This window comes from Rhizobium sp. SVR5-2C, from assembly GCF_056755115.1.
Genome location: NZ_JBNDHT010000024.1, coordinates 13,905 through 27,251, shown reverse-complemented (window position 1 = coordinate 27,251; position 13,347 = coordinate 13,905). Strand labels below are relative to the sequence as shown.

The following is a 13,347-nucleotide window of genomic DNA, read 5'->3' as shown; positions in this document are numbered from 1 at the left end:
CATTCCGCCGAGGCATCCTATTTCCGTTGTCTGACGCATCACCATCCAGGTGGTGCCAGATAGAACCGGGGTTTTGCCTGCATGACGGATCTGAAGCTTCTTGCGCTCGACAATGAAGATCTTGCCGTGGTCTCCGCCCACATGCAGGATAGCGTTTTCAAGGTCGGCGACATGGCCTGGTCGCCGCGCGATGGGCAGTTTTCGATTGCTGCCAACCGCTTCGTCTGGGAAGAGGCTATCAGGAAGCGCAAAGGCTTCGAGCGCCGTCGGGCGGCTCTGGTGTTCAAGCGCGTCCTGGCCGTCCGTTCCACGGGTATTAATCGCAGGCGGCGCGACGAGGTGCTTTCTCTGCTGTCCGTTGCCTTCGAGCAGAAGGGCGAGGGGCCAGAAGGTACGATCGAGCTGACGCTTGCCGGCGAGGCTGAGATCGTCCTCGACGTCGAATGCATCGAGGCGGCGCTTGCGGATATCGGCGGAGCATGGGAAACCGCCTCCAAGCCGCGCCACCCGGGCGCATGAAGACTCTCCTTGTGTCTTATTGAGAAGGAATAGCTGCGTTGGCAATCTGGCTGGATCAGGCATCGGACGGTTTCGAACAGCGCTTTGCCGCGTTTCTGACGACCAAGCGCGAGGTTTCGGAAGACGTGAACGCGGTCGTGCGCGCGATCATCGATGACGTGCGGACCCGCGGCGACGCGGCGCTCGCCGAATATTCGAAGAAATTCGACGGCATTGATTTTGCTGCGGTGCCGATGCGCGTCACCGAGGCGGAAATCGATGCTGCGGTGGAGGCTGTTCCTGCCGAGGTGCTCGGCGCGCTGAAGGTGGCCGCCGTGCGGATCGAATCCCATCATCGCCGGCAGCTGCCGAAGGATGATATCTACGAAGATGCCATGGGCGTCGGGCTCGGTTCGCGGTGGACGGCGATCGAGGCGGTCGGCCTCTATGTACCCGGCGGTACGGCGAGTTACCCGAGTTCGGTGCTGATGAATGCGGTCCCGGCAAAGGTGGCAGGCGTCGAGCGCATCGTCATTGTGGTCCCGGCGACGGGCGGCGCTGTTAATCCGGCGGTGCTTGCGGCGGCAAAGCTCGCCGGCGTTTCGGAAATCTACCGTGTCGGCGGGGCGCAGGCGGTTGCAGCGCTGGCTTACGGCACGGAAACGATCGCCCCGGTCGCAAAGATCACCGGCCCGGGCAACGCCTATGTCGCGGCCGCCAAGCGCCAGGTTTTCGGCACCGTCGGCATCGACATGATCGCCGGTCCGTCCGAAGTGCTTGTCATCGCCGACAAGGACAACAACCCGGACTGGATCGCAGCCGATCTCCTGGCCCAGGCGGAGCACGACGCAGGTGCTCAAGCGATCCTGGCCACCGATGACGCCGAATTCGGCAAGGCGGTCGAAGCTGCCGTGGAGCGGCAGTTGAAAACGCTGAACCGCTCGGAAACGGCGGCCGCCAGCTGGCGGGATTTCGGCGCCGTCATCATGGTAAAGAACCTGAAGGACGCCGTCCCGCTGGCCAACCGCATCGCTGCCGAGCATCTTGAGCTTGCTGTCGCCGATCCGGATGCATTGCTCGACGGCATCCGCAATGCCGGCGCGATCTTCATCGGCGCGCATACGCCGGAAGTAATCGGCGATTATGTCGGCGGCTCGAACCACGTTCTGCCGACGGCGCGCTCTGCCCGCTTCTCCTCCGGTCTTTCGGTGCTCGATTTCGTCAAGCGGACGTCGATCCTCCGGCTTGGGCCGCAGCAACTCCGCGAACTCGGGCCGGCGGCGATCGCGCTCGCAGTTTCCGAAGGACTTGACGCTCACGCGCGATCGGTCGCGATCCGCCTCAATCTCGAAAGGTGAGGCATGGCAAAGGGCGACTTCCGGCTCTCTGATGTCATCCTCGACGACACGATCGGCCGTTCGACGCCCGATGTCGAGCATGAGCGCGCCGTCGCCATCTTCGATCTCATCGAGGAAAACCGGTTCGAGCCTGTCGGCCATAGCGGCGGACCCTACCGGCTGAATATTTCGCTGGCCGATTCCAAGCTCGTCTTCGGCATCACCACGGAAGAGGGGCGGGATGTCGCGACCCATATCCTGTCGCTGACGCCTTTCCGCCGGATCGTGAAAGACTATTTCATGATCTGCGAGAGTTACTACGAGGCGATCCGGTCTGCTTCGCCGAGCCGTATCGAGGCCATCGACATGGGGCGGCGTGGCATCCACAATGAGGGTTCGCAGACGCTGAAGGACCGGCTTGCCGGCAAGATCGAGGTCGATTTCGACACTGCGCGCCGCATCTTCACGCTCGTCTGCGTGCTGCACTGGCGCGGATGATACCAGTGGCGCCGGGGGAACACACGGCAGAGGGAAAAGCGCACGGCGCGATCCTTTTCATGTGCGGGATGAACGCCATTCGCTCGCCGATTGCCGAAGCGATCGCCCGTAGCATGCTGCCTGCGACTACCTATATACGCTCGGCAGGCATTCGCGCTGGCGAACGCGATCCATTCGTCGATGTCGTGCTTGACGAGATCGGTCTCTCGCTCGGGCGCCGGCAGCCGCAGACCCTTGAAGAGCTCGAGGATGATTATTTCGATCTCATCATCACGCTGTCGCCTCAGGCGCATCACGCAGCACTGGAACTGACGCGCTCCAACGCGGTTGAAGTGGTCTACTGGCCGACGATGGATCCAACCGTGGCGACCGGTACCCGCGAGCAGATCCTGGATGCCTATCGCGAGGTCCGCGATCACCTTACAGGCTTGATCGAAAGCCGGCTCATCAGGAGAAATGGCCTCGCCGCGCAATCGGCGTGAAACAAATGGCAGAAAGCCCGATCAACAAGGTTCACAAATGAACGTTGATTGTGTAGTTTCCGCGCAAATTTGAGGCGGTCCGATGCCGCCAGCTCAACCGACAGGAAGAAAACCCTTATATGCCTAAAGAAGAAGTCCTCGAATTCCCGGGTATCGTGACCGAACTTCTGCCGAACGCGACCTTTCGCGTGAAGCTCGAAAACGAGCACGAAATCATCGCCCACACGGCGGGCCGCATGCGCAAGAACCGCATCCGCGTTCTGGCGGGCGACAAGGTGCTTGTGGAAATGACGCCCTACGATCTCACGAAGGGCCGCATCACCTATCGCTTCAAGTAGGCTTGTGCCGGAAGTCGTCTCAAAGGTTCCGTTTCCGGTCGAGGGTCCATGGCGCTCACATACAAGCTCATTCTGGCTTCCGGCTCACCGCGCCGCATCGACCTGCTCAATCAGGTAGGCATCGAGCCCTCGCGCCTGATGCCGATGGACATCGACGAGACGCCGAAGAAGTCCGAGCATCCGCGTTCGCTCGCCAGGCGCCTGTCGACGGAAAAAGCCGAAGCGGCGCTTGCCGCGCTCAAGGGCGACCCGGCCTGGAAGGGCAGCTATATTCTTGCGGCCGACACGGTGGTTGCCGTCGGCCGCCGTATTCTCGGCAAGGCCGAATTCGCCGATGAGGCGTCCGCTTCGCTCCATCTGCTCTCCGGTCGCAGCCACTGGGTCTATACCGGTGTGTGCCTCGTGACGCCCGACCGCAAGATCCGCCAGAAGATCGTCGAGACGAAGGTACGCTTCAAGCGCCTTTCCGGTTTCGAAATCGAGAACTATCTTGCGTCCGGCCAGTGGCGCGGCAAGGCGGGTGCTTACGGCATCCAGGGGCTCGCCGGCACCTTTGTGCAGAAAATGGTAGGCTCCTACACAAACGTGGTCGGCCTGCCGCTCTATGAGACCATCCTGTTGCTCACCGGCGAAGGCTTCGACGTGTATAGCCGGTGGCCCGAGGGCTGAGCCCGAAGGAGGATCAGTATGTCCGAAGAAACCAAAACGACGGCAAAGGTCGAGCCGCTACGCAAGATCCGGCCTTGCCCGGAATGCGGCAAACCCTCTCACCGCGAGCACTATCCCTTCTGTTCCAACCGCTGCCGGGAGGTCGATCTTTCCCGCTGGCTCGGCGGCGCCTACGCCATCCCGGTCACCGAGGATGAGAAGAAGGCGGAATACGACGACGAGCAATAGCCAGGGAAATCCACAGCGAACTCCTTCAATTTGCTCGCAAATCCGCAAAATATCCCGGGTCGCCAAAAAACTGTCATTTGATGCTTGCCATGGCCGGACAAGATGCTATAACCCCGCTCGCTTCCGGGGCGAACCAAGGCCCCCGCATTTCTTTCGAACGAGGAATGCCTCATGAAGCACGGATGCCCAGATAGCTCAGTTGGTAGAGCAGCGGATTGAAAATCCGCGTGTCGCTGGTTCGATTCCGGCTCTGGGCACCACTTCCGGTGCCATTTGTCATTCATGTGGCCAGCCCGGGGCGCGACATGCGGCACCTAAGCGAACTCTTCAGACAGACGCTCAGAGCGTTCCTGCCTGCGTTTGTCAGACTCCCCATCAAGGAACAACTGACCGTACGCCAAAGATTTGGTTTTGTTGCGAGGCGAATTGCGGTTCCAGTTCAAAGTGAGCGGTTAACTAAGTTGCGAAGTCTTCCGTTGAGTAGGGTCAGCATCCGCCTATACGTTAGTGCTCACTGATGTATGCCGGAGGGCCACGTCAGTAGGCAACAAGGGCTCCCACTGGAACATTCTTCGTCTCTGGTGGGAGTCTTTCCGTTTGCTGCGGGAGCCGTCGCAGGTGTATTATTTTAGTCGTTAGGAAGATACGCCCCCTAACAAGCCCATGCGAAAGCGAAGTGCGCTTCCAACACGCACTGGCCTTCTCGCAAACTAAAAGGCCCTCACTTAGCAACACAGGTGGGGGCTTTTTCATTTGCAGGAGCCCCGCCGAAGGAGTACTATATTAGCAGTCAGAGACGTACGGTCCCTGACAACCCTGCAAGGGAGGCCAAACACCGACCATTGCAGAAAAAAGGCCCTCACAATCCTGCGACAGCAGATGTGGGGGCTTTTTCTTGTGGGATTATCGGCCCCCAAGCCATCTCTCGAGGCCTATGGCAGCAGCCTTGCCTGTCGCCAGGCACGCCGTTAGCAGATAGCCGCCGGTCGGCGCTTCCCAGTCGAGCATTTCTCCGCCAGCAAAGAGGCCGGGGACGGCCTTCAGCATGTAGCCATCGTCAAGTGCCCTCCATTCGATGCCGCCTGCCGAGGATATGGCCTCAGCGATAGGGCGGGGGCGGGAGAGCGGGATCGGCAGGGATTTGATGAGACCGGCGAGGCTGAGCGGATCCTTGAGCTCGGTTTCGCTCGCGCGTTCGCGCAGCAGGGCAATCTTGGTGCCGTCCAGGCCGGCGCCCTTGCGGAGGCGGTTGGAGAGGCTGGCTTTCCTGTCCTGCCGACCGAGGTCCCTTGCGAGGCGTTCGGGGCTTCTTCCGGGCGCGAGGTCAATGAACAGAGATGCGAGCTTGCCGTCCTCAAGCTCGTCGCGAAGGGCTGCGGCGTGCGCGTAGACGAGGCTGCCCTCGATGCCGTGGCGGCTGATGACGAACTCGCCGGGAAAGGTGGCGGCGGGCGAGGTCGCAGTGACGGATTTGAGTGGCTCTCCGGCAAAACGCTCGCGGAAAGTCTCGCTCCAATCAACGTCGAAGCCGCAATTGGCGGGGCGGAATGGAGAAATGGCGACGCCCCTATCTCGGAGCCAAGGCACCCAGGCGGCATTCGAGCCGAGCCGTGGCCAGCTGGCGCCGCCAAGCGCCAGCAAGGCGGCATCGGGGCGGACGACCAGATGGCCTTTCGGTGTCTCAAAAGCGTAACCGCCGTCCTCGAAGCCGGTCCAGCAGTGGCGGGTCAGGATTTCGACGTCTTGCCCTTCGAGGCGGGCGATCCAGGCACGTAGCAGCGGCGAGGCCTTCATCACCGTTGGGAAGACCCGGCCGGAGGAGCCGGTGAAAGTCTCGGTGCCGAGGCCTTCCGCCCAGGCGCGGACATCGGCTGGCGTGAAGCCGTCCAAGGCGGATCGCAGCCGGTCGCCCGCCTTGCCGAAGCGGGTGACGAAACTCGCGTAGCCTTCCGAGTGGGTGATGTTGAGGCCGGATTTGCCGGCAAGCAGGAATTTTCGCGCCACCGTCGGCATGGCCTCGTAGACGGTGACGGCGTGCCCGGATGCCGAAAGCACTTCGGCCGCCATGAGACCCGCGGGACCCCCGCCGATGATCGCGATCTGTTTTTTCTTCATGGCTTGCCTGATACAGGATTCATATCCGCGCGTCTTCGGATTTGCGGGAAACGGTTCGTTGCCGGTGGAAGGCAAAGGCACTATCTGAATCGGGATAACAACGGAGTTTCGCAGCATGGCCGACCTCAAGGTAAAACCAAGACCCACGGGCGCGACCGCCGTTCTCGGGCGCACCGGCTTTCCGCACATCACCTCGGCGACCAAGGGCGAGCTCGACATTGTCACCGGCGCCTCGCAGCCGGGTTTCAATCCGCTGGACCTGCTTTACTCTTCGCTTTCGGCCTGCCTGGTGCTCAGCGCACGCATTGCCGCAAGCCAGATAGGCATCCTCGACAGGATCACCGAAATCAGCGCGGATGTGAGCGGAGAGAAGGCGACGGAGGGGCCTTCGCGCGTGCAGACGTTCAACATCGCCTTCAGCATCAAGGGCGATATCGACGACGAGACGCGGCAGAAGATCGCCCATGCGGCGGAAGAAATCTGCACGGTGAGCAATACGATCCGCGGCAATCCGGAATTCGCGACGGTGATTTCTGGTTAAGGATCACGTCACCGACTACTTTTGTCGGTCTTTGTCGCTCTTACACTATCCTCGGTTGCTCGCATCTGGTAATTCGCTGCCAGATCGTCGCTTTCAAAGCCAGCGGCGGAGAAAGCTTCGAGATTCATGTCGCAGGCCGCTTCCCCTACAGTCGAAACAGTATCGTCCAACCGTTTTGCCCTGACAGCGCTGATTTTAGGAGGAGCAGCAATCGGCGGCTCGCCGATTTTCGTGCGGCTGTCCGAGGTCGGGCCGATGGCGACGGCGTTCTGGCGCGTCGCGCTCGCATTGATACCGATTTTCATATTCTCGCTGATCAAGGGTAAGGACGCCGGGCCGAAGCCGGAAAAGCTTTCGGATTACGCCTTGCTGATCCTGCCGGGCGCAATCCTGTCCCTGGATCTTGCCGCATGGCACCTCTCGATCACCATGACATCGGTTGCCAACGCGACACTGCTCGCGAATCTTGCACCGGTCTTTGTCACGGCGATCGGCTTCCTGTTTTTCCGCGCGGTGGTGACCCGGCTCTTCGTTCTGGGCCTGGCGCTGGCCTTGGTCGGTGTCATCATCCTGAAGGGCGGACCTGCTGCTTTGGGGAACGGAGATTTGCGGGGTGATGGAGTCGCGATCGTCGCCGCGATGTTCTATGCCGGATACATCCTTGCCATAGGCAGACTGCGCAGCCGCTTCGATACGATCCGCATCATGCTCTGGAGCACGGCTTCCGCCGCGGTTTGCGTGTTTCCGCTGGCTTTCTTCTTCGAGGATCAGATACTGCCGGCGACAGCCTATGGCTGGGGGGTGGTTTTCGGCCTCGCCTTCATCAGCCATGCGGGCGGCCAGGTGGCGATCGCTTATGCGCTCGCCTATCTGCCGGCCGCTTTCTCCTCGCTGACGCTGCTGCTCCAGCCCGTTGTCGCGGCAATCCTTGCCTGGGCTTTGCTCAGCGAAGCGATCGGCCCGATGCAGGCGATTGGCGGAGCCGTGGTGCTCGCCGGGATCATGGTCGCCCGGCGAGGCTGATGGGTCAGGCGACGGCGGCCTGCGTTACGCGCCACGCGTCGAGGATCGCAAGAGCCTCGTCGACGGTGGCGGCAAGCTCTGCCTTTTCCGTGTTGCAGGTTCCCCAGGCTTCGATGAAGCTGCTTGTCTTGCCGTAGCTGTTGTCCAGCACGCAATGGTCGGCACTGAGAAGCACGCACATGATGTGACCATGCATGCGGTCGGTGATCACCTGGCGCGCCGAGCTGAGCAATGCCACGCCGCGGTCGAAACGCTGCTGCGCGCGCTCGCGATAGGCAAGCTCGGTCATGCGGGCACGTCCGCCAATCTTTCCGGACATCAGGCCCTTCAGGATCGCGGTATGCTTGGTCTGCTTTTGGAAATCGGCAGGCTCGTCCGGCCAGTCGGATTTGACTGTGCCGTGTCGTCCCGTGGCGGCGGTGAGGTCCTGGGCGGCGCCGACTTCCTGATCTTCGCGAAGGTTGAGCAGCAACTCGTGCTGTGGTGCCGGGCGGGCGACCGGGCCGATGCAGAAGGCCATGTCCGGGCAGAGGCGGGTTTCGCATTGGAACCAGCGGCGAGCGAATTCAAGGCTCTTCTTGTCGCGCACCAGGAGCGTGAAGTTGCCGTGCTGCTCGATCGCGCGCGCCGTGCTGTCGATGTTGGCCTGCTCCTTGAAATGGATCGTCTGCGGCATCTGCACAATCGGACGGCCCTTGAATTTCGTCAGCAGACCTTCGCGGAACTGGCGATAGCCGGCCCATATGTCGCCGAAATTGCCGCCGCCGTGCAGGAAGATGCGGCCGTCGCCGATTGCGGCGAGCATCCGCTCCTCGTTATAGGTCGGGATCTCGGTCACGTAGGACGGCCGCGTCTTGCGGCGGTCGAAATAGGCAAGCTCGCCGAGCCAGATGGCACTGTCGCCGATGTTGTAGTGGTTCGGGAAATCGAGCAGCGCGAAACGCTCCGCCGGGTCCACAACGTCGGAGAGGTTGTTTGCGATCAAGCCCTGAAGCCGATTGATGATTGTAATGTTGGTTTCCTGCATGGAAGCTCCTGTTTGCTGGCCTGGCTGCGAGGCTAAGCCTCGGCCCGTTTGCCGAACGGCAGCAGCGATTTGCCAAGTGCGATATAGGGACGGATAGCCGACCAGCCGAAGACCGGCAGGAAGGCCAGATAAATAACAGCGCCGACGCCGATGCTGACGCCGAGCGATACCCAGCGGCTTTGAAGATGGTCAGCGATGAACGGGTGGGCGAACCAGACGCAGACAGCCATGAGCGCGCCGCCGCAGAAGGGAAGGGCGACTGCCTTGAATGTGCCTACGGCGTCGATCCCGGCATACTTGCTTAGGACATACTGCTGGTAAGGCATCGTCAGCCAAGCTCGCAGCACGTAGCCGGCCGCAACCGCAAGGATGCCGTAGGGGACCAGCAGCCAGGTGAGGACCAGTGTTGCGGCAAACTGGAGGGCGGCGACCGAGAGGATCGATTCCGCACGATTGACGGCCGAGAGCGCCGAAGATGCGAAGAAGTTCGTCACGAAAGGCACGGACATCAACACCAGCACGGTGGCGATATCGCCGGCATTGCCCCACTTGTCGCCGAAGAGCAGGGCGATCATGTCGTTCGACAGCGCCCCGAAACCGAAGAGCAGCGGGATCGTACCGAGTGCGGCCGCGCCGACGATCTTGTTATAGGCATTGCGGAAGGCCACACGATCGTTCTGCAGGCGCGACAGCGTGACAAGCGAGACGCTACCGATGGGCGCGAGAACGGCCTGGCCAATCAGTTCGATCAGCCGCCAGGCGATGCGGTAGCGGCCAACCTCGACGGCGCCGTACCAGCGGGAAATGAAGATATCTTGCACGCGAGCGAGCAGCATCCACATGAGCTGCGTGACGACGAGGCTGACGCTGAAGAGGAAGACGGAGCGAAACATCGCGACGTTGAAGCGAAACTTCGGCATCCACGGATAGTAGAACCAGCCGAGGAGCACGGTCACGGCGGCGTTGACGGCGGTCTGCGCAACGAGTGCCCAGACGCCCCAGCCGAGAAAGGCGCAGACGACAGCGGTGATCCCGGACAGCAGGCTCGCGGCGATTGCCTGGCCGGCGAGGCTCTTATGGCCGAATTCGCGGGCGAGGCGGGCATTGTGGATGACCGCAAGCGATGAAAGGATGAGCAGCGGCGCAAGCCATCGCAGGATGCCGGCCACTGCGGGATCACGCACGAGCAGGCCATAGTAGGGTGCGAAGACGAAGACGAGGGACGCGACGATGGCGCTGAAGGCGATGGTCGCCCAGAAGCACGTGTCGGCAAGCTCCTCATCAAGATCGAGCTGGCGCGTGATCGCATCGCCGAGGCCGGCATAGGCGAGCACGCGGCCGATCTCGACGAAAAGGCTCGCGAGCGCGAACGTTCCGAAATCGGCGGGGCCGAGGATTCGGGCGAGAATGACGAAGATGACAAAGGTTGCGACGGTACTCCACGCGACGCGGACCACCGACCAGAGGACGGACAGCGCCGTCTTCTTCTTCAGGTCGGCATGCGCAACTGCATGTTCTGCCATTCAGGTTCCAATCGAATTTATCACGGATCGAGCGCGTGGCTTGCGGTGGCGGATCACTTATGGATTGCCGATGGTGCCGCCGGGCTCTTGGATTTGGCGCTCCGCCAATAGGCGAGCATGCCGGTGATTTGATCGCGAAGCTGGCGGCGATAGGTGAGCCCCATTTCTTCACTCATCTTGCGACCGCTAATGACTTCCTTGATCGCCTGACGGATATCCCAGCGCAGCATGCCGCGCATGTTGGAGCGCCGGTCGAACATGTATTTCGCATAGAGCGCCCCATTGCCGAATGCGTAGCCGGCCTGCAGGCGATGAATATCCTCGACCTTGCGGCGACCATGGAAGTGCTTGACGACGATCTCGGGGAAATATTCAACGCGGATACCGGCGTTGAAGGCACGGTGAGTGTAATCGGTGTCCTCGCCCGAGCGGAACGGCGATCCGGCGCCGAAGCGCGGATCGAAGATACCGATTGTGTCGGCAAGCGCTTTTGGGAAGACCATGTTGGCGCCGTGGATGAAGCCTCCGGCATGGAGTTCGCTGGTCAATACGGCGGGTTCGAGTTCGGTCTTGATGGTGACGGGAAGATCGCGCTCATCGCCGAGCTCGATGCGGCCGCCGCGCATGATGAGCTGCTTATCATTGGCGAAGGCGGCGTGGATGGCCGTGAAGTAATCCGGAAAGACTTCACAATCGTCATCCGTGAAAGCAAGGATAAAGCCAGCGGCAGCCCTTATTCCGGCATTCCGGGCATTGGCGAGGCCGGGCAGCGTTTCGTGGATGAGGCGCGTCTCAATGGGCGCCGTGGCCGCCCATTTGCTAAAGACATCCGCCGTACCGTCCGTGGATCCATTGTCTACGAAAACGAGTTCCAAGCGCAAACGCTCCGCCTGGCGCGCGGCAGTCGCGACGGCATCAAGGCAGTTCAATAGGCCATAGGCCCGATTTCTCGACGAGATGATCAGGCTGACGTCAACAGGCCGAGGAGGCATTCATTTCCCCTTCTGCGATCGATGTGGCGGCCAAGATAGGTCGCTCATCGAAGTTCGGCAAGATTTTTTTGCGCTGCAGCAAAATAGAACAGGGCCAGAAAAAATCGAAAAAATAAGGTAATTTGTTGACGAAGATGCGCGTAGGGGATGATGACAGAAAATCTAATGAAGAAATATGTAATAATAATTGATAATTATTGTATTTATTGACTTATATTATACGTTGTATCGACATATGAGACGTAAAAATTCCTATAGGTCGAAGAAATGTATCGTATAAATAAAAAAATCTCCAGAGTGTATTTACGTCGCGGCTCTATGGCGTTGATGTTTCCGCGTATTCTAATGCAGAAGGAAACAAAGTGATCGATTGAAATCAGAATTCAGCAGAAAAGTCCGAGTTCTGAAAAATTCATGGTAGCTAACATCAGATTAAGCAATCAAAAGACAGCATGCACCTGAGTGACGTTCCAGTGCATTACTGCGCGCCGCCAGTCTAAGGGTTTTTCTGCAGAAGCCATTTCTGGATAATCGGCACATCGGCATCGCCGAGATCATGGCCGCCGGAAATGATATCCGAATCGACGGTCGCGCCAGATGTTTTCAGGCGTGCCTCCAATTCGTTCGCATATTTGCCATAGGCGTCGGTCTTGCCGCTGATGACGAGGAGATCGGTACCGGTCAGGTCGGCATGCGGATAGTTCTTCAGCACAGGCATCGAACGCAGCAGTACTGCGCGGTGAACGAGGTTTGGATGCAGGTAGAGCAGCGAGTTCAGCAGATTGGCGCCGTTTGAATAGCCGACGTAGACGATCTTCGCCGGATCCAGGCCGTAGGATTTGACGGCGCTGTCGATAAAGGCGGCGAAGGCCTCGGCCTCGTTCTTGATATCGTCCTGGTCGAACGAGAATGGCGTTAGGCGCTTGTACCAACGAGGAAAGCCCTCTTCCGTCGCGCGCCCGCGCACTCCGAGCAGCGTCGCTCGCGGTGCTACCTTGTGCAGCAACGGCATCAGCGTCGTCTCGTTGCCGCCCGATCCGTGCAGCAGCACGAAGACGCTGCCGTCAGGATGCGGTGGCGTGTAGAAGCGGTGAACGAAGGGCAGGTCGCGATAGTTCACGCGGGGCTCGCCGGGCATGGAAAACTGCGGCAGCACGACCTTCAAATCACTGAGATCGGTAATCGCGTCCTTCGGCGGCAGGAAAAGCTTTGAGCCGAGAGTTGACGGTGGCTCGTCGGTCGTCATCCCGGGCTTGTCGGTCGCAAGCTCGACGAGAGTGCCTCCGGGCTCACGGGCATAAAGCGACCGGAAATATTTGCGGTCATGCGTGTTGGTCGCCGAGGCATTCGTCTTGGCGAGCGCCTCGTGAACCGAAGACAGCTCCGCATCGTCGGCGGCACGGAAGGCCACATGATCGATCGCGCCGGTGCCCGGCGCGCCGGACCAGAAGCCGCGGGCATTGCGCACATCGATAATGTCGCCCGATGGCGAGACGAGTCGATCGATTGCGCCCTTGTTTGCCTGGAACCGGTAGCCGAAATGGCTTTCGAGGAAGCCCCGGCTCTCGTCCGGCACTTCCGTCAGCATGGTCGCGCCGCGGACACGCTGTACGGTGTGCTCGACGGGAACCGGACCGTCGTGCCAAGGGGCGGCGGCCCTCAGGTCCTTGTTGCCGGTAAACTTCAGGATGATGTTGTCCGGATCCTTGAAGCGCAGCACGGGCTCACCGAACTCGTCGGCCGGTCCTTCCATTCGAACGCCGAAGCTCATTGCCCGCGTCAGCCAATAGCCGATGCTCGCCGGATCGATGGCAAGCCCAATTTCGCTGATCTGCCCGAAGCCAGCACGCCCCGGCGAACCATCCTCCCAAACAAGGAAGGTGACGAGCGACCCGGGTGTTCCGTCGGCGTCGCCATAGAAGAGATGCAGTTGCGTTGCGTCTTCGAAGCCGGCGGTCTGTTTGACGAGTCGCAGGCCGAGGAACCCGGCATAGAAATCGACGTTCGCCTGCACCTTGCGGGTGATAGCCGTCACGTGATGTATGCCAGAAACCATCGAGTGCATTCCGTCTTGAA

General features: G+C 60.6%; 14 protein-coding genes and 1 tRNA gene. 10 read left to right on the top strand and 5 right to left on the bottom strand.

What is annotated here, in order from left to right; genetic code table 11:
• Nucleotides 1-81 precede the first annotated feature (81 nt).
• From ACPYOI_RS09550 to ACPYOI_RS09515, 8 genes are all read left to right on the top strand, one after another.
• Nucleotides 82-519: a DUF2948 family protein gene (locus tag ACPYOI_RS09550; RefSeq protein WP_168828292.1), complete on the top strand. Its 438-nt coding sequence runs from the start codon at nt 82-84 to the stop codon at nt 517-519.
• 38 nt (nt 520-557) lie between these two features.
• Nucleotides 558-1,856: a histidinol dehydrogenase gene (gene hisD, locus ACPYOI_RS09545; protein ID WP_481415138.1), complete on the top strand. Its 1,299-nt coding sequence runs from the start codon at nt 558-560 to the stop codon at nt 1,854-1,856.
• 3 nt (nt 1,857-1,859) lie between these two features.
• A complete protein-coding gene (locus tag ACPYOI_RS09540) occupies nt 1,860-2,333 on the top strand; it encodes a UPF0262 family protein (protein ID WP_481415137.1) in 474 nt (157 codons plus the stop codon).
• Nucleotides 2,330-2,815 carry an arsenate-mycothiol transferase ArsC gene (locus tag ACPYOI_RS09535; protein ID WP_481415136.1) on the top strand — a complete coding sequence of 162 codons (486 nt, stop codon included), beginning with the start codon at nt 2,330-2,332 and terminating at the stop codon, nt 2,813-2,815. Before ACPYOI_RS09540 ends, ACPYOI_RS09535 begins: the two co-directional genes overlap by 4 nt.
• Before the next feature lie 119 nt (nt 2,816-2,934).
• The gene (gene infA / locus ACPYOI_RS09530; protein ID WP_003545338.1) at nt 2,935-3,153 is read left to right on the top strand and encodes a translation initiation factor IF-1; all 219 of its coding nucleotides are present in this window, start codon (nt 2,935-2,937) and stop codon (nt 3,151-3,153) included.
• Between the two features lie 48 nt (nt 3,154-3,201).
• Complete coding sequence (locus ACPYOI_RS09525) at nt 3,202-3,822, top strand: Maf-like protein (protein ID WP_168828296.1); 621 nt, start codon at nt 3,202-3,204, stop codon at nt 3,820-3,822.
• Between the two features lie 18 nt (nt 3,823-3,840).
• Nucleotides 3,841-4,050 carry a DNA gyrase inhibitor YacG gene (gene yacG / locus ACPYOI_RS09520; protein ID WP_168828297.1) on the top strand — a complete coding sequence of 70 codons (210 nt, stop codon included), beginning with the start codon at nt 3,841-3,843 and terminating at the stop codon, nt 4,048-4,050.
• Nucleotides 4,051-4,234: 184 nt separating this feature from the next.
• Nucleotides 4,235-4,310: transfer RNA gene (locus tag ACPYOI_RS09515), tRNA-Phe, on the top strand.
• A gap of 643 nt (nt 4,311-4,953) precedes the next feature.
• Here ACPYOI_RS09515 and ACPYOI_RS09510 read toward each other — a convergent pair.
• Nucleotides 4,954-6,165 (bottom strand): TIGR03862 family flavoprotein, encoded by a 1,212-nt coding sequence (locus ACPYOI_RS09510; RefSeq protein WP_481415135.1) that lies wholly within the window; start codon nt 6,163-6,165, stop codon nt 4,954-4,956.
• A 115-nt stretch (nt 6,166-6,280) separates the two neighbouring features.
• On the opposite strand from ACPYOI_RS09510, the gene ACPYOI_RS09505 reads away from it, so the two are divergent.
• Complete coding sequence (locus ACPYOI_RS09505; RefSeq protein WP_481415134.1) at nt 6,281-6,706, top strand: OsmC family protein; 426 nt, start codon at nt 6,281-6,283, stop codon at nt 6,704-6,706.
• A gap of 126 nt (nt 6,707-6,832) precedes the next feature.
• On the top strand, nt 6,833-7,729 hold the full coding sequence (locus ACPYOI_RS09500; RefSeq protein ID WP_481415133.1) for a DMT family transporter: 897 nt from the start codon (nt 6,833-6,835) through the stop codon (nt 7,727-7,729).
• 4 nt (nt 7,730-7,733) lie between these two features.
• Here ACPYOI_RS09500 and ACPYOI_RS09495 read toward each other — a convergent pair whose 3' ends face one another.
• The 4 genes from ACPYOI_RS09495 to ACPYOI_RS09480 all read right to left on the bottom strand — a co-directional run bounded on the left by ACPYOI_RS09495 (nt 7,734) and on the right by ACPYOI_RS09480 (nt 13,327).
• Nucleotides 7,734-8,756 (bottom strand): polysaccharide pyruvyl transferase family protein, encoded by a 1,023-nt coding sequence (locus ACPYOI_RS09495; protein ID WP_481415132.1) that lies wholly within the window; start codon nt 8,754-8,756, stop codon nt 7,734-7,736.
• Nucleotides 8,757-8,788: 32 nt separating this feature from the next.
• Nucleotides 8,789-10,279, bottom strand: a complete 1,491-nt coding sequence (locus tag ACPYOI_RS09490) for a lipopolysaccharide biosynthesis protein (protein WP_168828360.1) — start codon at nt 10,277-10,279, stop codon at nt 8,789-8,791.
• A gap of 53 nt (nt 10,280-10,332) precedes the next feature.
• On the bottom strand, nt 10,333-11,271 hold the full coding sequence (locus ACPYOI_RS09485) for a glycosyltransferase family 2 protein (RefSeq protein WP_481415131.1): 939 nt from the start codon (nt 11,269-11,271) through the stop codon (nt 10,333-10,335).
• 496 nt (nt 11,272-11,767) lie between these two features.
• Nucleotides 11,768-13,327, bottom strand: a complete 1,560-nt coding sequence (locus ACPYOI_RS09480) for a VOC family protein (protein WP_481415130.1) — start codon at nt 13,325-13,327, stop codon at nt 11,768-11,770.
• Nucleotides 13,328-13,347 lie beyond the last annotated feature (20 nt).

Bases quoted from the DNA above. Each gene is read 5' to 3' on its own strand.
- ACPYOI_RS09550 (WP_168828292.1), top strand. From the start codon at position 82: ATGACGGATCTGAAGCTTCTTGCGCTCGACAATGAAGATCTTGCCGTG.
- ACPYOI_RS09540 (WP_481415137.1), top strand. From the start codon at position 1,860: ATGGCAAAGGGCGACTTCCGGCTCTCTGATGTCATCCTCGACGACACG.
- ACPYOI_RS09535 (WP_481415136.1), top strand. From the start codon at position 2,330: ATGATACCAGTGGCGCCGGGGGAACACACGGCAGAGGGAAAAGCGCAC.
- infA (WP_003545338.1), top strand. From the start codon at position 2,935: ATGCCTAAAGAAGAAGTCCTCGAATTCCCGGGTATCGTGACCGAACTT.
- ACPYOI_RS09525 (WP_168828296.1), top strand. From the start codon at position 3,202: ATGGCGCTCACATACAAGCTCATTCTGGCTTCCGGCTCACCGCGCCGC.
- yacG (WP_168828297.1), top strand. From the start codon at position 3,841: ATGTCCGAAGAAACCAAAACGACGGCAAAGGTCGAGCCGCTACGCAAG.
- ACPYOI_RS09510 (WP_481415135.1), bottom strand. From the start codon at position 6,165: ATGAAGAAAAAACAGATCGCGATCATCGGCGGGGGTCCCGCGGGTCTC.
- ACPYOI_RS09505 (WP_481415134.1), top strand. From the start codon at position 6,281: ATGGCCGACCTCAAGGTAAAACCAAGACCCACGGGCGCGACCGCCGTT.
- ACPYOI_RS09500 (WP_481415133.1), top strand. From the start codon at position 6,833: ATGTCGCAGGCCGCTTCCCCTACAGTCGAAACAGTATCGTCCAACCGT.
- ACPYOI_RS09495 (WP_481415132.1), bottom strand. From the start codon at position 8,756: ATGCAGGAAACCAACATTACAATCATCAATCGGCTTCAGGGCTTGATC.
- ACPYOI_RS09490 (WP_168828360.1), bottom strand. From the start codon at position 10,279: ATGGCAGAACATGCAGTTGCGCATGCCGACCTGAAGAAGAAGACGGCG.
- ACPYOI_RS09485 (WP_481415131.1), bottom strand. From the start codon at position 11,271: ATGCCTCCTCGGCCTGTTGACGTCAGCCTGATCATCTCGTCGAGAAAT.
- ACPYOI_RS09480 (WP_481415130.1), bottom strand. From the start codon at position 13,327: ATGGTTTCTGGCATACATCACGTGACGGCTATCACCCGCAAGGTGCAG.